The following is an 18,278-nucleotide window of genomic DNA, read 5'->3' as shown; positions in this document are numbered from 1 at the left end:
ATGGAAAGTAAAAACGGTAAGGTACGTAGCCTTATTATTAAGAACAGTAAAGAAATAGTGGTATTAAAACCAAACTTGCACTCGCTCACACCCACAAGGGTAGAGTGATAAAAACACCATGAGGTTATAGCGTGCAATTATTGAAAAGCATTCCTGTTTTGGCAGCCTTGGTATTGTTGGCTGGCTGCAACACCAACTTGGTGACCACCACCGCCTACACCCCGCTGGAGCAGCAAAATATCAGCGAGGAATCCAACCGCGAATTGCTGGATGTGGGCGTTATTCCCCTCGACCCCGGCCTCGATAAGGCAGAGGAAAACGAAACCCTGCTGCCAGAATTGCGTAAGGCGGAAGCCCAGTTTCTGGCCCATCAAATCGGCCTTACCGTACAAAACAGCGCCGCCTGGGGTGCCGTGCGAGTAATACCCGGCACCACTACCGTCACCGACGTTTATGTGGAAGGCACTATCCTGCAATCCAATGGCAAAACCCTGGAACTGGAAATTCGCGTCAGCGATTCAAGTGGCCGCCACTGGTACACGGAAACCTACACCGAAACCGTAGGCAAATACGCCTACGAACGCCGCCAGCGGGGCCGCGACCCTTTCCAGGGCGTGTTTAATCGCATCGCCAACGACTTGATGCGCTATCACGACAAACTGCCCGCCAGCCGCAGTGCCGAACTGCGCACCATATCGGAACTGCGCTTCGCCCAGGACTTTTCACCTCAGGCATTTGACCGCCATATCGAAACCGGCAAAAAGGGCGAGCTGAAAGTCGCCTCACTGCCCGCAGATAATGACACCATCTTGCAGCGAGTGCGCCCCATTCGCGAGCGCGACTACCTGTATATCGACACCATGCAGGAGCACTACCAGACATTCTCCAAACGCATGAACAAGCCCTACCAGGATTGGCGCGCCACCAGTTACGACGACATTATCGCCATCGAAAAGCTGCGCAAAAGCTCCGTCAATCGCGGCATTATTGGCGGCTTGGCAATCATCGGCGGCATACTCGCCGCCGGCAGTGACAACGGTTCCAGCCAACTGGGTGGCCTGGTGGCTGCAGGTGCCGGTGGTGTGTTGTTGAAAGACGCCCTCGGCAAACGCCAGGAAGCACAGACCCACGTGGACGCTCTGGTGGAACTGGGTTCCTCTTTGGAGGCCGATATTGAGCCTCAGGTTATCGATCTGGAAGATCGCACCATTACTCTTACCGGCAATGTGGAAGCCCAATACCAGGAGTGGAAACAGCTCCTGCAACAAATCTACGAACAAGAACGCGGACTGGAATGAGCCAACAATCACCTACTGACCCAAAGCAACCCGCTGACACCCCGGACAACCAGCCTCAAACCGTTATCGAACAAACCCCCAAACCCCGCACCAACCCTTGGGTGTTTGTCGGGCTGGGAGTGGCTGGCCTGCTGGCACTGGTGGTGATCTTTGTGTTACCCAACCTGGTAACACCGCCAGAGGTTGCCCCGGTCGCCGTTGAGGAAAATCAGCCCAGCGGTACAGGCACCGCTGCCAAACCGCTGGAATCCCCCTGGCAGGAAGCCCAGCTGGCCCAGGCCCGCCGCAACGCCCAGGACATTCTCGCCAAACTGCTGGAGGCACAGGAATTCCTGCAGGGCAAAGCGGTGATGCTGTGGGGTGCCGAGCGCTACCAACAAGCCGCTGACACGGCAGCAGAAGCGGATATCGCTTTCCGGGAGCGCCGTTTTAACGATGCCCTCAATGGTTATCAGGAAGCCCTGCAAACCCTGACAGAGCTGGAACAACAGGTGGAAAGCACCCTCGCCGATGCCCTGCAGCAAGGTATGCAGGCCATCGACAGCGGCGATGCCAGCAGTGCCCAAACACACTTTCAACTGGCGCAGGCCATCGACCCCAATAACAGCAGCGCCACCACCGGCCTGCAGCGTGCCGCTACTCTGGATGCAGTACTCGAAGCACTAGCCCAGGCACAACTGTCCCAGGACAACAACGAGCTGGAACAGGCCCTGGAACAGGTGAACAGCGCCCTGGCACTGGACGGCAAACACCGTGGCGCCCGGCAAACCCTGACGGACATTCAGCAGCAAATTGCCGAACGCAATTACATCCAGGCACTGAGCAGTGGCTACAGCCACCTGGAAAAAGGCCAATTGAGCAGTGCCAGTAAGGCTTTTAACGATGCTCTGACTCTGCGCCCCAGCAGCAGCGAAGCCCAACGCGGCCTCACCCAGGCGCAAAACCGCCAGACCCGGCAAACCCTGCAGCAGCAACTGGCGGTGGCCAGCCAACGGGAGCAAGAAGAAAACTGGCAGGCGGCAGAAACCCTCTACAACCAGGTACTCAACAAAGACAGCTCGGTAGTGGAAGCCCGCACTGGCCAGATTCGCAGCAGCGTGCGCGCTCAGCTGGATGAGAAACTGCAAAACCTGATCGACAACTCCATGCGCCTTACCAGCTCAAACGTCTATCAGGATGCTACCCAATATCTGCAGGAAGCCCGCGCCATCGACGAGCGTGGCCCGCGGCTCAACAAACAAATTGCCGCCTTGCAAACCGCCCTGATCAAAGCCGCCACTCCCTGGCCGGTGGAAATCCAGTCTGACAACGCCACCTTGGTGACCCTGTTTCGCGTGGGTGAACTGGGCAAATTCAGCAGCAAGCAAATCAAACTGAAACCGGGGCGCTATGTAGCCACTGGCAGCCGCAAAGGTTATCGGGATGTGCGCATAGAATTTACCATTACCGGCACTGCCCCCAGTGGCCCCATCATCATCAAGTGCAAGGACATCATCTGACGTGGCCGATAATTCACAGCCTTCAAAAGAGTCTCCACAAACCATCACGCCAGCGGACTTTGCCCCCCTCGACGGCCCCATTGTGCGCCGCAAGCGGGTACACCCGGTGGCCATTGCCATTGCCGTGGCGCTGCTGTTCGCTGCGACAGTTCTTTGGTTTTTGCTCACCGCCAAAGCGATCTTTTTTGACGCCGACCCGGCAGGTGCCTCGGTGGAGGTGGAAGGCGGTTTGGTGTTCCAGCTGTCCGACAGTTACCTGGTGCGCCCCGGCAATTATTCCATTCGCGCCAGCGCCGAGGGCTACCACACCCTGACTCAGCAAATCGATGTTAGCGAAGATGACAACCAGCGTTTTGAACTGATTCTTGAGAAAAAACCCGGCCACCTACAGCTGAGCAGCCAGCCCCAGGGAGCAGAGGTAACCCTTGATGGCGAAGTGGTGGGCCAGAGCCCGCTGCGCCTCAGCGACCTCAGCCCTGGCGAACACCAGTTGCAACTGGCAGCAGCGCGTCACTTTACACGCAGCCTCACTGTCGATATCACTGGTCTGGATCAGACTCAGGAGCTGGACGTCAGCCTTGACCCGGCCTGGGGCCAGTTGCAGTTAACCTCCAGCCCCGCCGGGGCCGATGTGTTTGTTTCCGGTGAAAAGCGCGGCGTCACACCACTCACTACCGAGTTGCTCACCTGGGGAGAAGAAGTCAAAGTCCAGTTGCCGGGGCATAAATCCTGGCATAAGAAATTGCAGGTGGGCGCCGGCGAATCCCTGTCCGTTGACGATATTGTGCTCGACAAAGTGGACGGCTTGCTGCGTCTCAGCAGTAACCCGGCAGGGGCTTCGGTCACCGTCAACGGCACCTTCCGCGGCCAGACACCTCTGGAACTGGAACTACAACCAGGTACCCAACACAACCTATCCCTGTTTCTGGAAGGCTATTTCACCAGCCGCCGCTCGGTCACCGTGCCGTCCGGCAACGAGCAACAGCTGGCAGTAAAACTGGCAGCGGAAACCGGCACCCTGCAGGTCACCACCACCCCCAGCGATGCACAGGTATTTATCAACGGCACATTGCGCGGCAATGGCGGCGACAGCTTCCCCCTGCCCGCCAAGCCCCACCGCATCGAAGTGCGCCGCAAGGGCTACGCCAGCCAGAGCCGCAACTTCACCCCGCGCCCCGGCATTGAGCAGCTGATGCAATTCAAACTGCTGACCGAAACCCAAGCCCGCTGGGCCGCCATTCCCAAGCAGATAAACACCGAATTGGGTCAGGGATTAAAGCTGTTCCGCCCGGAAGGCGTGTTCGCCATGGGAGCATCCCGCCGTGAGCCGGGCCGCCGTGCCAACGAGGTGCAGCGCCAGGTGATCCTTAAACGGCCCTTCTACCTGGCCACTCATGAAGTCACCAACAAGGACTTTATGGCGTTTGACAGCACTCACTTCTCTCGCCAGACCGGAGGCGTCACCCTGTCCAGCGCCAAGCAGCCTGTGGTCAATGTCAGCTGGGAGCAAGCGGCGTTGTACTGCAACTGGCTCAGCGCCCGCGAAGGCCTGCCGCTGTTCTACCAAACCAAAGACAACAAAGTGACCGGCATCAACGCCGACGCCACCGGTTACCGCCTGCCCACCGAGGCGGAGTGGGCCTGGGCGGCGCGTCACACCGGTAACTACCCACTGAAATACAGCTGGGGCAATACCTACCCCCCAACCAGCGGAGCCGGTAACTACGCCGATAATTCCGCGGCGAAAATCACCCCTAGTGTGGTCAAAGGCTACAACGACAGTCACCCAGTAACCGCGCCAGTAGGTAAATTTGCCGCCAACCACTACGGCATTCACGACCTCAGTGGCAACGCAGCGGAGTGGGTCAACGATTTTTACGGCATTGAAATCAGCCTGGGCGGCAAGAAGGTAGTAGACCCAACCGGCCCGGAAGATGGCGAATTCCACGTGATTCGCGGTTCCAGCTGGCGCCACAGCAGCATCACTGAATTGCGCTTGTCGTTCCGCGACTACGGCAAGGCACCCCGTGACGATGTCGGCTTTCGCATCGCCCGTTACGTTGAGTAGCAACGACTAAACAGGAATTGATCATGAAAAAGCGATTGGCATTTGTTACCGCTGCACTACTGACTCTCGCTGCCGTCGCGGCGGAGCAGCCGAAAGAACCAGAGAAGAAAGACGGCCAGGAGCAGTCCAAAGAGAACGATAAAAAGAAAGCTAAAAAGCCTGTCATTTTCAAACCCACGGAAGAGCTGTCGGAAGATTACTCCGTGCCCTTCCCTACCGATATTTAACAGGCCATCAAAGCTATGAGAGAACAAACATGAGTAAACAAGCATGAGACAGCAAGCCGCCTCGAGAGAGTTTTTCTTCCAGATCTTTGCCCTGATCCTGTCACTGATCATGGTGCACGCCATTTACGTGGCCCTGATCCGTCCCAACGCCAACGCCATCATGCAGGCCCAGCTGGAACGGGAGGCCGCCGGTGAAGTCGTCGTGGCAGAGCGCTCCCTCTACGTGGTGCTCAAGGACTACGAACAGGAAGCCTGTTTTATCCTGATGTTCTGGGCCATGGCGATCATGGGCTACAAGGCGCGCCGCTCCCTGAAAGAGCGCAGCCTGTTGCAACTAAAACTGATCCAGATCGACGAGGGCTCGCGTATCCTGCCGGAAGACTCACGACAGCTGGCGCGCCCCATCCAGGCCCTGCCGACAGAGCAGCAGGAATACCTGCTGCCGCGCATTCTCAGCGCCGCCCTGCAACGCTTTGCCACCACCCGCAATATCCAGGGAGTGTCGGAAGTGAGCAACGACACCTGCGAGAAAGAATCCGACCGCCTCGACTCGGAACTCTCCATGGTGCGCTACATCGCCTGGGCGATTCCCTCCATCGGCTTTATCGGCACTGTGCGCGGTATCGGTGAAGCCCTGGGGCAAGCAGACAAAGCGGTGCAGGGCGACATCGCCGGTGTCACCGCCGCACTGGGTGTGGCGTTTAACTCTACATTGATCGCTCTGGTAATCAGCATCGTGGTGATGTTCCTGGTGCACCAACTGCAACTGCTGCAGGAACGCCTGGTGCTGGACAGCCACAGCTATGTGGATAGCAAACTGTTAAGACACTTAAAGACTGACTAATCAACATGACCTTGAAGACAGTTGAAGCCCGAGCCACTGGAAAGCGGTCGCACGTCGCACGTCTGACGTCGCACGCTAAAAACCAATACCGCGTGCGACGTGCGACGTCAGACGTGCGACCAAGGTCTTTTTAATGTTGGCAGTATTCGACCTCAACGACAGCGCCATCGGCCACGGCAGCAGTGCCGACAACTGGCAACACAGCCCCGGTTTTGCCCGACTGGCGGATGGCGGTATTGTCACCGGTGAGGCCGCTCGCAGCCGTGCCTGGCTAAATCCGCAGCAAAGTTTCCAACAGTACTGGCAGCAGCTTAACCTCACTCCTCTGGCGGTTCATACCAACAGCGCCCGCCACCACGCCGACCTGGCCTACGCGCAACTGCAACAGCTTCACAAAGACAGCGGCGAGCCCGGACAAGTCATTCTCGCCGTGCCCGGCAGTTTTAACCGCGAACAACTGGGGTTGCTGTTGGGGTTGGCCAAGGCACTGCCTTTTGAAGCAGTGGGTTTGGTGGACAGTGCTCTGGCAGCAGTGAGCACACAGCCGCCAACTGGCACCGCACTGCACCTTGATATCCAACAGCATCAGTCGCTGATCACCCGCCTCGATAAGCGCGGTGAACTGTGCAGTGTTGACCATGAAGCGGTAAGCAACCTGGGCTTGAAACAACTGCTGGACCACTGGGCCCATCAGGTGGCCGACCAGTTTATTAGCCAGTACCGCTACGATCCACTGCACACCGCTGAGGGTGAGCAACAGCTCTACGACCAACTGCCCCACTGGCTCGCCAGCTTGCAGCGGGAACCACAGGTCGCAGTGTCACTGAAAAGCGGCAAAGGTAACTTTGAAATCAACCTGATGCGCGAACCGCTGTTGGCCAGCGCCGAGGCGCGTCTCAAGCAACTGCAACAGGCGGTGGAAGAATTGTGGCAAAACGGCGAAACCCTGTACCTGAGCCACCGGGCAGCGCAGATTCCCGGCCTGCGGCGACGTTTGGGAGAGCATCAGGTACTGGCAAGTGATGCCGTGCTACAAGGTTGCCTGGGTCACCAGCAACAGCTGTGTAGCGATCCCCAATCCCTGCATCTTATCAACGCTCTGCAAGTGGCTGCGCAAGCACCCGTCGCCGACACTACCCCTGCGCCACAAGCCAGCCACCTGCTGGTGGGCCATCGGGCACTGGCCATTGGCGAGCAACTGGCGTTGCGCGCTACAGGCAGCGATGTGGAACCCTGTGAGCCTGAACAGGCAGATTTGGTGTTGACCAATAACGGCTCCGGATTGGTGCTGCAAACACCCTCTGAAGTGGATGTGAGTGCTCCGTCACCGCTGCAGCCCGGCGCCATCATCCAACTGCAGCAACACCGTCTGCAACTGATTGTTGTGGATTAAGGGGCGCACAGGAGCATGGCAAAAAAACGTGGCTTCAGTCCCTTCAGCTTGTCGTTTCTCGACATCATGGCCTGTGGTTTTGGCGCCGTCACTCTGCTGTTTTTGATTCTCAAGCACGACCCCACCACCATCACCACCGCCGACCCCAATATCGCCGCCGAGGTAAAACTGCTGCAGGAAGATATTCGCGAAGGCCGTGAGGAGCTGGTGATTTTGCGCAACACCCTGGCGGATGTGGAGCAGAACAACGACGAAGCCCAGGGGCTTTCCGACCGCATTGTCGAGCGTATCCAACAGCTGGAACGGGAGCTGAGCGCCCAGACCGACCCGGAAGAAAAAGTCGCCACCTTGCGCAAGCAAGTGGAAGAGCTGGAAGAGGAAATTTCTACCCTGGAAGACCAGTCCCGCGCCAACGACACCCGCCGTTTTGTGGGCCAGGGGGATCGCCAATACCTCACTGGCATCAAGCTGGGAGGGCGTAACGTGCTGATTCTACTGGACGCCTCTGCCAGCATGTTAGCGGAAGACATCGTCAATACTGTGATCACCCGCAACCGCAGTGATGCAGAAAAAAAGCGCGCTGACAAATGGCAACGGGCACTGAAAACCGTGGAGTGGCTGGTATCGCAAATGCCCCCCTCCACCCAGGTGCAGGTAGTCACCTTTAACACCGACACCAACAAGGTGGTGGAGCTGGACCACAGCGACTACGCCAGCGTCGCCGACCCGGAGGAACTGGATCAACTGTTCGACAACCTGAACGATGTTGTGCCCGGAGAAGGCACCAGCCTGATCAACGCATTTGGCGCCATCAACCAGTTGCAGCCGCGCCCGGACAACCTGTTTTTGATTACTGACGGCCTGCCCACCCAGGGGCATCAACCGCCGCGCCGCGCCACCATTACCGGGCGTGACCGGGAACGTCTGTTCAGCCGCGCCCTGGAAGCGTTGCCCAACAACCTGCCAGTGAATGTAGTGCTGTTCCCCTTCGAGGGCGACCCCACGGCTGCGGCAGCATTCTGGCGCCTGGCGCTGGCCACCCAGGGGTCGTTTTTAAGCCCCTCCAGAGATTGGCCATAGGAGACGAACAATGAAAAAGAAACGCAGCTCCGTGGCCGAAATGAACATCTCCTTTCTGGACGTGATCAGCTGTGGTTTTGGCGCCATTGTGCTGTTGCTGCTGATCGCCAAAACTGTCGAAAGCACGGCATTTGAGGAGTCTACCGACCTGGATGGCTCTTTTAAGGACTTGCAAAAAGAGCTGTTTGATATCCGCGGCGAAACCACTGTTATCAACCGTCAGCTGCGTTCCAAAGAGGAGCAACTCTCCAACCTGCAGCTGAAAATCGCCCGTTTACAGGAACAATTGGCCAGTGTGGAAAAACAACGCAAGGCGGTCTCTCAGGTGGATACCACTGAGGAAGAAGAACTCACCCTGGCGCTACAGATTCTCACCGAGGAAATGGAGCGCCTGCTGGGCGCCGACCACAAACGTACAGACGACACCGTGGGCGGTATTCCGGTAGACAGCGAATACGTCATTTTTGTGGTGGACACCTCCGGCAGTATGCAAACCGCCTGGGCGCGAGTGCGCCGGGAAATGATCAATATCCTTGATATTTACCCCCAGGTAAAAGGCATTCAGGTAATGAACGACCAGGGCGGTTACATGTTTTCCAGCTACAAAAATCGCTGGATTGAAGATACCCCCACCCGACGCCGCGCCATTGTGCAACGGCTTAATACCTGGACACCGTTCAGTAATTCCAGCCCGGTCGAAGGTATTCAAAAAGCGATTCGCTCGTTTTACGACCGCGACAAGAAAATCAGCATTTACGTATTCGGCGACGACTATCAGGGCCAGTCGGTGCGCCGGGTATTGGACGTGGTGGATCGCCTCAACGCCCAGCGCAGCGGCCAGCGCCTGGTGCGCATCCACTGCGTGGGCTTTCCGGTACACATGATGGGTAATGGCGTACCGGCATCGGCAGTGCGTTTCGCCAATCTGATGCGGGAGATGAGCTACCGCAACGGCGGAACCTTTGTGGGGCTGAATGGCCTTAATTAAAGTCCTTGCCCATAAATGTAGGGTGGATTAGCGTAAGCGTAATCCACCAAAACAGGTCGGTGGATTACGCTAATCCACCCTACGGGAATAACAGTAATGGCAACAAAAACACATAAAAATTGGTTAGTGCCGCTATTTGCAGCCAGCGCGTTGCTGCTGTCCGCCTGTTCCACCAACGTCACCGTCACCGGCGATTACCCCAGCCCACTGGCCAAACCCATTCCCTACGACGTCGGCATTGTTTTTGACGACGCTTTCAAAGACTACGTGTTCACTCGCGACAATATTGAAATCAAGCTGGGAGACGCCCAGACCCGCATGTACAGCAACCTGTTTTCTGGCATGTTCGCCAACAGCACGTTGTTGGAATCTCGCGAGGCTGCCACCCCGGATATCGATCTGGTGATCGTACCCAATGTGGAAGAAATCCAGATTGCCACCCCCAAAGACAACCGCCTGAAAGTCTACGAAGTGTGGATCAAATACAACATGCAGGTGTACGACGGCGATGGCAGTTCCATCGCTGACTGGCTGATGACTTGTTACGGCAAAACCCCTACCGCCACCCTCAAATCCAGCGCCCGGTCGCTAAATCTGGCCAGTGTGGTCGCTCTGCGCGACGCCGGTGCCCGTATGACTACCGGATTTGTGCGAGTGCCGGAAGTGCAAGGCTGGCTGATACGCCAGGCCGCCCGCAAGCGGCAACAGCCAGCACCAGCAACCAGCGACACTCCAGCGGCCTCCGAGCCGCAAACCCAAACCACTGTGGAGGGCAATCATGAACGAGGATAAAGCCACTGGTACGGAGAAGGCCATGAGCATCAAATCAACCCTCTACGCGCTGGCCATGGCGGCAGCAACCCTGGCACTCGGTGCCTGCTCCACCACCACAACCATCGATGAATACCGCGACGCCGGGGTGCGCGACATTACCCTCAATGACAATGAATCCATGGTGATTCTGGGGCGCCGCCATCTGGGCGACCACGAAACCGAACCCGACTTGATCAGCTGCATCGGCAAACGCCTTAACCGCAAATTAGAAGTGGATGTTGTCAACGAACAAAACTTCCTCAACCAGCTTTACCCCTGGTTTGAACCGCGCACCGCGCCTTTGAAGTTGCGCCGCATGGAAAGGCTGATGAACGACCAGGCCATCGCCAACCAGATTGCCGCTATGGGCGTGCGCTACATGGTGTGGGTCGATGGCAATACCGAAACCACTGACAGTAGCGGCTCCCTGAGCTGCACCATCAGCCCGGCAGGCGGCGGCTGCTTCGGCTTTGCCAGCTGGGATCGCCTGTCTTCCTACGAGGCCATCATCTGGGACATTCAGGAAATGGAAGAAAAAGGCCGGGTGCGGGTGGATACCGAAGGCACCTCATACATGATTGCCGTGGTTGCCCCAGTGCCCTTTATCGCGCAGGTGCAATCAGAAGCCTGCGAAGGCATGGGCAATCAGTTGTCTACATTCTTTGATGGTGAGTAGCAGGTAACGTCGTGGGCAGAAAGAAAATCACTTCGAATCTGAATGGTCGCACGTCGCAGGTCGTACGTCGCACGCTAACTGCACTGCTCGCTATTGGTGCTCTGGCTGTTTCCGTTTCGGCTCACGCCTGGTCGAAAAAGGACGCGCGAATCGGTAAAGAGATTTACGACCAGACCATCGCCGAATCCGCCATTTACGAAGAACCCAGGCTGGTGGAGTACGTCAACAAAGTGGGCCACCGCATTGTTGCCGGCTCTGACCGCCCCGACGAAGAATACGTTTTTACGGTTATCGACAGCCCAGACATCAACGCCTTTGCCACCCCCGGCGGCTACGTTTACATCAACCGCGGCCTGATCAGCTACATGACCAGTGAAGCCCAACTGGCCGCGGTACTGGCCCATGAGGTGGGGCACATTACCGCCAAACACGCCGCGCGGCAGAACCGGGCCAACACCACCAGCAATATTGTTTCCGGCATTCTAGGCGTGCTCACTGGCAGCGGCGACGTGGCAGAAGCCAGCTCTCTGTGGGGCCAAACTGTGGTACGCGGTTACGGCCGCGATATGGAATTGGAGGCGGATCAGCTGGGGGCCAGGTTCTTGTTTAACTCTGGTTACCCACCCAGCGCCATGATCGAAGTGATTTCGCTGCTCAAAGACAACGAAAACCTGGAAAAACGTAAGGCACGGGAAACCGGTAGAAAAGTACAGTCCTACCACGGCCTGTTCGCCACTCACCCGCGCAATGACAAACGCCTGCTGGAAGTGGTGGCCGAAGCGGGCAAACTGTCAGAAGGGCTGGACGCAGACGCCAATGTCACCCCATTTCGTATCGCCACCAATGGCCTGCCCTGGGGCACCAATTTCCGCGCCCCACCGCCCCGTAAAAACCGTGTCAAAGACGAAAAACTCAAATTCCAGTTTGACCACCCGGATGGCTGGCAATTTATCGGCAAAGACAAAACCTATACCGGTAATGACGCCGACCAGCACTACCGCATGACCATCGACGTGCAAGCGCGCACCAGAGATACCCCGCGCATGTACATCAAAAACAAACTGGGCGAAACACTGAAAAAAGCCGAGGATTTCACCCAGGCCAAACTCAACGGCAGCCGTGGCTACGTGACTACCGCCGATGGCAAACAACAGCGCATCGCGGTGATCTATCACAGCCGCTACGCCGTTGTATTCCGCGGCGATGTACTGGAAGGTGGTGACGCCAAGCAGGGCGAAGAACACTTTGGCAAAGTCATCGGCAGCTTTCGGGCCATATCAACCCGCGCTCTGGCGGCGGGCAAGACCAAAACCATCAGCTACGTAAAAGCCAAGGAAGGAGTCACCTTCAGAAAACTGTCGCAGTTTTTAAAACTGGGGCAGTTTGGCGAACAGGAGCTACGCATTATCAACGGCTACCCTTCCCGAGGGGAACCAAAGCCCGGTGAGTGGATAAAGATTATTCGTTGAGTAACTTTTAACGGGTAGCACCAATCAGTTTTATCGACGATTTAGCATGCCGACGTAATTTTGCTGAACTCGCCTTATCTGCCACTTCAAGAAGGAAGTTTCGATACCCTTCTTCCTCTGTTCGACCAATGGTCTTGCAGAACCAGGAAAAAGCATCAACTAGATTGCGGTCTTTTGTGTGTATATCTCGGCGGATGCGATCAATAATTAAAGCGATTTTTTCCGGATCATTCTCTCTTGCCTCGTACATCTGGCGCGCCAGCACACGTAAATAATGCCCAGAGCCAGACTGAATATCCTTGGCAAACTCCCCTGCGCTTTTTTCAGCATGGCGCGACGGTTCCACGCGATGTACCAACCATTCACTCCGAAGCCAATTAAATACAACGCGGCCTCTATCCTCATATATCAATGTTAAAAATGGATGACGAATTGTCCCAACAAACGGTTTATGCTTACTTAGGAATGTGACTCCAACCCTGTCTGGAACACCCAATTTGCTCGCAACATCATTTACATGAGTATCCCGCTGAATATCACTCAACCTACCTGACTTTTCACCTCCTGATGACAAAACAAGGCTTTGGGCCATATCCCGCCATCCAGCACTGGCTACAAAAGCCGGATCGCTGCGTTTGAGCTTTCGTACTGCCTTGCGCGCGTACTTTTGGACCTTGCTTTCTTTGTGATCAACAGCCGATTGTATAAGCTGGGCATACCTCTTTGACCTGCTCTCACCAAGGGCACGAAGAATCAAAGCAAATGTATCCTTATGAAATACCCTGCCCCCAGTTTCGTATTCCGTAAAGATATGGGCAACAACATCTTGCAAAGACCTTCGATCAGCGTGGTTATATATAACATTTCTCAACCCAAGGCGCAGATTTTCTATATTGTCTGAAAGCAGTAATTTTAACGTTATCTGTTCATAATGAGTTAACCCGGAAGTTTCACTTTCATCTGAGAAAACAGAAAAAGAGAGAACGAAGCCAATCACAAAAACACCCAACTTCAAGTTCATAATTATTATCTCTAACAGCTTCCAATAATCTTTAAATATCAAAATAATATAGCAAGAACACAAACTGTATTATTGCCTTACTTCATAGCTTAATAGATTTATTCAGAAGAATGATGATTAATCAATATAGATATAATTTTTCGGCACTCATTATATGCCGAAAAAATAAATAGAATCATTTCTCAAGCGGCAAGCTCTGCGATTTCCAGGCTTTTATGCCTCCATCGAGATGAATAACTTTTTCAAAACCCAATTCCCTGAATAATTTTAAGGAGCGCCCACTGCGGCCACCGGAGCGGCAGTGCACAAGATAGGTTTTGCTTTTGTCCAGCTGTGACAGGTTTTGTTTAAAGTCATCGCTGTAGTAATCGATATTCAGCGCTCCGGCAATATGGCCTTCAGCGAATTCTTTCGGGGTGCGAATATCCAACACCAAGACTTCCGGGTGTTGTTCAACTACTTGGCCGGCCTGCTGGCCATCCAGATGGCGAATGCCATTTTTCAGTTGACCAACCTCGTCTGCAACGTCTGCCTGGACAACTGCACAGGCAAATATCATCGCCGCCAAAAACCATTGGATTGCTTTCTTCATCGTTATTTACCTTGGTAAAGAAATTGTTGTCATTGCCAGCGCAACAAAGCAATTTCATGACATTAATTATTCAGACGGTTAGTCATCCACATCAAAGCGAATGGCACTTTTATCCACAATCAACTGGCCCCAATAACGGTTGTAGGGGTGAATTGCCTGAATCATTTCGCCCTCATCGTTCACCAGTTCACGCCCCTGATTATGCCACTGGAACAGACCTCCGCTCAGATTATAGGCCTTGGTCGTTACCGACAGCCTTGGCGCCAAATCGGATATCAATGCTGAAGAACGCCGCCCTACCGAGCAGTAAAAGATCGCGGTTTTCCCCACCAGCTGATTGCCGTATTGATCCATAAACTCGTCAGCGGAAAGTCCTGGCTCCACCTGTAAAGCACCGTCCATATGGCTGACTAGGAACTCACTGTCCTCGCGCACATCAAAAATAACCAGTTCACCCGGTTCAAGGGCTTTTAACTGCTCTGCGGATATATGCTCAACGTTGCGGTAGTCCGCCAAAATCGTCTGATGAATGTCTTCCAATCGAGGCTTGTTTGCTAACAATACAGCGACAATCAAACCTGCGAATACCACAGCGATTATTGCTATCTGAGGCAAGCGCCGTTTATTCATTGCCAGTCACCCGCGACCGTCGAACAGGCTTGAACGGCAACAACAAACTCCACCACAAAGAAGCCGGGCGATTATCCTGGTAAACGGCAAGGCCAATAGTCATACCATCGTGACCATCGCGAGGCTCTTCCACATAGGTGCCAAACCAGCGATCCCAACACGACAGAAAAAAGCCGTAGTTACTGTCAGTCTCTCCCGCAATGACTGAGTGATGAACTCTATGCATATCCGGGGTAATAATGACTGAACGCAGCAACGCATCCAGCTTCTTCGGCAAACGCACGTTGGCGTGATTAAACATAGCGGAACCGTTCAGAATCACCTCAAATAAAATCACCGCTGCTGCTGCTGGCCCCACAAGCAACACACAGAGCATTTTGTAAACCATGGAAAAGAGAATTTCCAAAGGATGAAAACGGGCGCCCGTGGTGACGTCGATATCCCGATCCACATGGTGCACCTTATGCAGGCGCCACAGCAAAGGCACTTTGTGAGACAGCACATGCTGGGCGTAGATCAGCAAATCCAGAAGCACCACCGCCAGGGTTATTTCCAACCACAAAGGTAAAGCCAGAATATTGAATAACCCCCAGCCTTTTTGTGAGGCAATAACTGCTACACCCACAGCCAATATAGGAAAAACAACTCGTAAAGTCAGAGCATCGATAATGACCAAACCCCAGTTGGTCAGCCAGCGGCGAGTTCTGGGCAATACACGTTGCCTTCTGGGGAATATTGTTTCCAATAGAGCCATCAGTATAAATATGCTTGCGAAAACACAAATACGAACAGCTACTTCGTTAGTTTCAAAAAAAACCATAAACAACTAATGAGCTCGAGCCACAGAAACAATTTTATATTCATTATCAATATACTTGATTTCCTGTAACTCAATATGACCACTACCCATAGAAAACACATTGAGTATAAGCACTTCATCATTCATATTTTTTGCAACAAAAAAACTAGGATGAGCAGGCAAGCAACCCGTATACAAATACCCACTTTCAGCCAGTTTAAATACATATATTTGTTTGAGCCTATTGCCGGTTCCGCGAATCTCAAGTTTTTCACGCACACCATCCAAATCTACATCTCTGTAAATTGTTTTCGCTTCCCCTAAATCCCTATTTGGGTCACGCCCATTCACTGCCCTAAAACAGACATCTGCCCACTTGGAAGTATCCTCGATTACGGCCATATCTCCTTTCCTTGGACACTCTTTTGGAAAATTAATCTCCGCACAGGTCAAAATTGGCATCAAAATGAGAAAAACTATAAATGCGACCCTCATTCTTCCCCCGCCTCATCCGCCGCCACAACCTCAGTTTCCTCCGCCGCATCCGCCATCCACTGCTGAATATCCCGATCGTTCAGCACGTGCTGCATATACTGCCTGGAATCGTCACTGAGGTTTGCACCGTAGGTGTTAAAGCGCAGCACCACCGGCGCGTACATGGCATCGGCGATAGTGAATCCGCCAAACAACCAGGGGCCAATATGAGCGTGTTTTTGGCGGCACTCTGTCCAGATTTGGTCAATGCGGGCAATGTCTTTCTCCAATCCGTCGGTCATCGGCACTGTGCGCCCGGTAGCGCGGCAATTCATGGGCATAGCATTGCGCAGGTGGGGGAAGCCGGAGTGCATTTCCGCACTAATAGAACGAGCCCAGGCGCGCTCGGCGTAGTTGGGGGGCCACAGGTGGCCTTCGTCCATGTTTTCGCTGATGTATTCACAGATGGCCAGCGAGTCCCACACTGTGCGAGTGTCATCAACCAATACTGGTACTTTGCCAGTGGGTGAATAGTTGCCAATTTCCCTGGCAAATTCCTCAGTATCCAGAGGCAGCCGTTTAATCTCTACATGTACCCCCGCCTTGCGAATCGCCAGCCAAGGGCGCAGCGACCAGGAGGAGTAATTTTTATTGCCGATAACCAGAATAGGGTCGGTATAGATGCTCATTGCTTTGTTCCCTTTTTATCACTGTTAAGCAAAGCATAGAACAGAAAATCGAAAAATGTCCTGTGCTAGATCAAGCTAAAGATGCTTACTCATTAGCACCAGATTTCGGCATAGTATTAAATCGTACTCTTCAAAATCTTATTCAGTTGACGCTCCATAAGCAAAGCCAACTGTCCATCATCAGTTATCGGAGTACTTTCTCGTATTTTTAATTCTCTATGCACACTACCAGAGCTATTATCATCGACCCACCAAAAAGTGCTCAATAACATGTCACCGAAGTCATTAATATGTAAATCTAACTTAGCATGCTCTTCAACTGAAGGTTTAACGTAAAAGCTCCAGCAAGGCTGACCGTGATAATAACGTTTAATTCTGAGCTGATGGCTTTCTGCGAACTTTTCGAGCATCGAGGCATAGGGTGAAAACCTGTTATCTAACGGGTTCCATTTATCAGGATCAACAACCTTTCCTTCGGGCCAAGATCCTTGGTAATTACGCCATCTCGGATTAGGGTGATGTTGGTAAGACCCTATTGATAATTTTGACCAATTCTGAATTACTTCGTCGTCAATATCGAATTCTTTTAGGGGGCGCCCAGCTGAACTAGAGCGCAGCACTGTGGGATGATTGTCAACATCACCATCCCAAAAGCCATCTCCTTGTCCTGGGAACATATCTTTCATTTGCTCAACGCTATCAGCATAAATAAACATAGCTGTACCGCCTGTTCCATAATCATGCCCAGCAAGAAATTTTATCCGTTTTTTGGTAGCCATCCGTCCTCTCGCTTTCAGCTACACCAATAGGCCCACTTTTTGCGCCACCAGCCATGCCATGCCGCTCATAAACAAAATCACCAGCCACACAGCTAACAGCAGTCGCCAGAAACGAAACGGCTGGCGTTTTACAGAGTGAACGCCACTGGTGGTGACTTTGCGTACCCGCTCCAGGTCTTCCGGGTAGAGTTCGTCTTCGCTGCGCATCGATGTGTTCCTGTAGTAATCCGCTGCAGTCTAGCTGGCCGACAACAACGGCTCAATATCCAAATGATTTGCCGCCAGCTGTGGGTCAGGATTTTCCAGATGTGGCACCACCCCCAGCAAAGGCGCTGGCAGTAACGATTGCAGGGTGGCGAGATTTTCTTCAAAGCGGCTCATCTGTGCATCTACCCGATTGGCTACCCAACCCGCCAGAGGCAATCCATCGCGGCGAATGGCCTCGGCTGTCAGTAACGCATGATTGATACAGCCCAATTTCATCGCCACCACCAACACCACCGGCGTGTTTAGCTCTATGGCAATATCAGCGACGGTTTCCCGGCCATTGAGGGGCACACGCCAGCCACCAGCACCTTCAATCACGGTAAAGTCCGCCCCCTGCATCAACACCCCGCGACAAAAACCGGTGATGCGTGTCGCCTGCAAACGCTGCCCCGCTTCTTCCGCGGCAATATGAGGGGCAATGGCCGGTTGCAGTGCCACCGAGTTTATTTGCTGGTAGGACAGTTTCAGCGTCGCCGCTTCTTGCAACATCAGGGCATCGCTATTGCGCAATCCATCCTCGGTCTGCTCACACCCCGCCGCCACTGGTTTGATGGCTGCGGTGGTTAAACCTTTTGCACTGGCGGCGTAGAGCAAACCTGCAGCGACCAGTGTTTTGCCCACATCGGTGTCAGTGCCAGAGATAAAGAAGGTTTTTTTCGTCTCTCGTCTCAC

General features: G+C 54.0%; 20 protein-coding genes. 11 read left to right on the top strand and 9 right to left on the bottom strand.

Translation table 11 applies throughout. The features are described from left to right. Positions 1–131 precede the first annotated feature (131 nt). The 11 genes from QSV34_RS05130 to QSV34_RS05080 all read left to right on the top strand — a co-directional run bounded on the left by QSV34_RS05130 (position 132) and on the right by QSV34_RS05080 (position 12,355). On the top strand, positions 132–1,298 hold the full coding sequence (locus QSV34_RS05130; protein WP_289152557.1) for a hypothetical protein: 1,167 nt from the start codon (positions 132–134) through the stop codon (positions 1,296–1,298). Then, positions 1,295–2,797 carry a hypothetical protein gene (locus tag QSV34_RS05125; protein ID WP_289152556.1) on the top strand — a complete coding sequence of 501 codons (1,503 nt, stop codon included), beginning with the start codon at positions 1,295–1,297 and terminating at the stop codon, positions 2,795–2,797. The genes QSV34_RS05130 and QSV34_RS05125 overlap by 4 nt, the downstream gene beginning before the upstream one ends. Before the next feature lies 1 nt (position 2,798). Beyond that, positions 2,799–4,865 (top strand): PEGA domain-containing protein, encoded by a 2,067-nt coding sequence (locus QSV34_RS05120; protein ID WP_289152555.1) that lies wholly within the window; start codon positions 2,799–2,801, stop codon positions 4,863–4,865. A gap of 23 nt (positions 4,866–4,888) precedes the next feature. Then, entirely contained in the window at positions 4,889–5,092 is a 204-nt protein-coding gene (locus QSV34_RS05115; protein ID WP_289152554.1) for a hypothetical protein, read from the top strand. A 43-nt stretch (positions 5,093–5,135) separates the two neighbouring features. Next, positions 5,136–5,936 (top strand): MotA/TolQ/ExbB proton channel family protein, encoded by an 801-nt coding sequence (locus QSV34_RS05110; protein WP_289152552.1) that lies wholly within the window; start codon positions 5,136–5,138, stop codon positions 5,934–5,936. Between the two features lie 133 nt (positions 5,937–6,069). Beyond that, on the top strand, positions 6,070–7,329 hold the full coding sequence (locus tag QSV34_RS05105) for a hypothetical protein (RefSeq protein ID WP_289152551.1): 1,260 nt from the start codon (positions 6,070–6,072) through the stop codon (positions 7,327–7,329). Between the two features lie 15 nt (positions 7,330–7,344). Further along, complete coding sequence (locus QSV34_RS05100) at positions 7,345–8,409, top strand: VWA domain-containing protein (RefSeq protein ID WP_289152549.1); 1,065 nt, start codon at positions 7,345–7,347, stop codon at positions 8,407–8,409. A 10-nt stretch (positions 8,410–8,419) separates the two neighbouring features. Next, positions 8,420–9,397 carry a VWA domain-containing protein gene (locus QSV34_RS05095; RefSeq protein ID WP_289152547.1) on the top strand — a complete coding sequence of 326 codons (978 nt, stop codon included), beginning with the start codon at positions 8,420–8,422 and terminating at the stop codon, positions 9,395–9,397. A gap of 96 nt (positions 9,398–9,493) precedes the next feature. Further along, positions 9,494–10,189, top strand: coding sequence for a hypothetical protein (locus tag QSV34_RS05090; RefSeq protein ID WP_289152545.1), 696 nt, complete (start codon positions 9,494–9,496; stop codon positions 10,187–10,189). Beyond that, entirely contained in the window at positions 10,176–10,886 is a 711-nt protein-coding gene (locus QSV34_RS05085) for a hypothetical protein (RefSeq protein WP_289152544.1), read from the top strand. The genes QSV34_RS05090 and QSV34_RS05085 overlap by 14 nt, the downstream gene beginning before the upstream one ends. A gap of 11 nt (positions 10,887–10,897) precedes the next feature. After that, positions 10,898–12,355, top strand: a complete 1,458-nt coding sequence (locus QSV34_RS05080; RefSeq protein ID WP_289152543.1) for a M48 family metalloprotease — start codon at positions 10,898–10,900, stop codon at positions 12,353–12,355. 7 nt (positions 12,356–12,362) lie between these two features. On the opposite strand, the gene QSV34_RS05075 is transcribed toward QSV34_RS05080, so the two are convergent. The 9 genes from QSV34_RS05075 to bioD form a co-directional block, all read right to left on the bottom strand. Continuing rightward, positions 12,363–13,376 carry a hypothetical protein gene (locus QSV34_RS05075; RefSeq protein WP_289152541.1) on the bottom strand — a complete coding sequence of 338 codons (1,014 nt, stop codon included), beginning with the start codon at positions 13,374–13,376 and terminating at the stop codon, positions 12,363–12,365. Positions 13,377–13,551: 175 nt separating this feature from the next. Beyond that, on the bottom strand, positions 13,552–13,968 hold the full coding sequence (locus QSV34_RS05070) for a rhodanese-like domain-containing protein (RefSeq protein ID WP_289152539.1): 417 nt from the start codon (positions 13,966–13,968) through the stop codon (positions 13,552–13,554). A 78-nt stretch (positions 13,969–14,046) separates the two neighbouring features. Next, complete coding sequence (locus tag QSV34_RS05065) at positions 14,047–14,598, bottom strand: rhodanese-like domain-containing protein (RefSeq protein WP_289152538.1); 552 nt, start codon at positions 14,596–14,598, stop codon at positions 14,047–14,049. After that, positions 14,591–15,310 (bottom strand): sterol desaturase family protein, encoded by a 720-nt coding sequence (locus tag QSV34_RS05060; protein WP_289152536.1) that lies wholly within the window; start codon positions 15,308–15,310, stop codon positions 14,591–14,593. The genes QSV34_RS05065 and QSV34_RS05060 overlap by 8 nt, the downstream gene beginning before the upstream one ends. A 114-nt stretch (positions 15,311–15,424) precedes the next feature. Beyond that, positions 15,425–15,799, bottom strand: coding sequence for a hypothetical protein (locus QSV34_RS05055; RefSeq protein WP_289152534.1), 375 nt, complete (start codon positions 15,797–15,799; stop codon positions 15,425–15,427). A gap of 89 nt (positions 15,800–15,888) precedes the next feature. Continuing rightward, entirely contained in the window at positions 15,889–16,560 is a 672-nt protein-coding gene (locus QSV34_RS05050) for a glutathione S-transferase family protein (RefSeq protein WP_289152532.1), read from the bottom strand. Positions 16,561–16,676: 116 nt separating this feature from the next. After that, positions 16,677–17,339 carry a hypothetical protein gene (locus tag QSV34_RS05045; protein WP_289152530.1) on the bottom strand — a complete coding sequence of 221 codons (663 nt, stop codon included), beginning with the start codon at positions 17,337–17,339 and terminating at the stop codon, positions 16,677–16,679. 18 nt (positions 17,340–17,357) lie between these two features. Beyond that, positions 17,358–17,546 (bottom strand): DUF3094 family protein, encoded by a 189-nt coding sequence (locus QSV34_RS05040; protein WP_289152528.1) that lies wholly within the window; start codon positions 17,544–17,546, stop codon positions 17,358–17,360. A 30-nt stretch (positions 17,547–17,576) separates the two neighbouring features. Then, a complete protein-coding gene (gene bioD, locus QSV34_RS05035) occupies positions 17,577–18,278 on the bottom strand; it encodes a dethiobiotin synthase (protein WP_289152526.1) in 702 nt (233 codons plus the stop codon).

The organism is Porticoccus sp. W117, assembly GCF_030341905.1.
GTDB lineage: Bacteria > Pseudomonadota > Gammaproteobacteria > Pseudomonadales > Porticoccaceae > SCSIO-12696.
The sequence above is the reverse complement of the archived record's forward strand: the minus strand, read 5'-3'. Positions and strand labels throughout refer to the sequence as shown.

What these genes read in the sequence shown, in the direction of transcription:
- QSV34_RS05125 (WP_289152556.1), top strand. Translation starts at nt 1,295, where the DNA reads ATGAGCCAACAATCACCTACTGACCCAAAGCAACCCGCTGACACCCCG.
- QSV34_RS05115 (WP_289152554.1), top strand. Translation starts at nt 4,889, where the DNA reads ATGAAAAAGCGATTGGCATTTGTTACCGCTGCACTACTGACTCTCGCT.
- QSV34_RS05110 (WP_289152552.1), top strand. Translation starts at nt 5,136, where the DNA reads ATGAGACAGCAAGCCGCCTCGAGAGAGTTTTTCTTCCAGATCTTTGCC.
- QSV34_RS05105 (WP_289152551.1), top strand. Translation starts at nt 6,070, where the DNA reads ATGTTGGCAGTATTCGACCTCAACGACAGCGCCATCGGCCACGGCAGC.
- QSV34_RS05100 (WP_289152549.1), top strand. Translation starts at nt 7,345, where the DNA reads ATGGCAAAAAAACGTGGCTTCAGTCCCTTCAGCTTGTCGTTTCTCGAC.
- QSV34_RS05095 (WP_289152547.1), top strand. Translation starts at nt 8,420, where the DNA reads ATGAAAAAGAAACGCAGCTCCGTGGCCGAAATGAACATCTCCTTTCTG.
- QSV34_RS05090 (WP_289152545.1), top strand. Translation starts at nt 9,494, where the DNA reads ATGGCAACAAAAACACATAAAAATTGGTTAGTGCCGCTATTTGCAGCC.
- QSV34_RS05085 (WP_289152544.1), top strand. Translation starts at nt 10,176, where the DNA reads ATGAACGAGGATAAAGCCACTGGTACGGAGAAGGCCATGAGCATCAAA.
- QSV34_RS05075 (WP_289152541.1), bottom strand. Translation starts at nt 13,376, where the DNA reads ATGAACTTGAAGTTGGGTGTTTTTGTGATTGGCTTCGTTCTCTCTTTT.
- QSV34_RS05070 (WP_289152539.1), bottom strand. Translation starts at nt 13,968, where the DNA reads ATGAAGAAAGCAATCCAATGGTTTTTGGCGGCGATGATATTTGCCTGT.
- QSV34_RS05065 (WP_289152538.1), bottom strand. Translation starts at nt 14,598, where the DNA reads ATGAATAAACGGCGCTTGCCTCAGATAGCAATAATCGCTGTGGTATTC.
- QSV34_RS05055 (WP_289152534.1), bottom strand. Translation starts at nt 15,799, where the DNA reads ATGGCCGTAATCGAGGATACTTCCAAGTGGGCAGATGTCTGTTTTAGG.
- QSV34_RS05050 (WP_289152532.1), bottom strand. Translation starts at nt 16,560, where the DNA reads ATGAGCATCTATACCGACCCTATTCTGGTTATCGGCAATAAAAATTAC.
- QSV34_RS05045 (WP_289152530.1), bottom strand. Translation starts at nt 17,339, where the DNA reads ATGGCTACCAAAAAACGGATAAAATTTCTTGCTGGGCATGATTATGGA.
- QSV34_RS05040 (WP_289152528.1), bottom strand. Translation starts at nt 17,546, where the DNA reads ATGCGCAGCGAAGACGAACTCTACCCGGAAGACCTGGAGCGGGTACGC.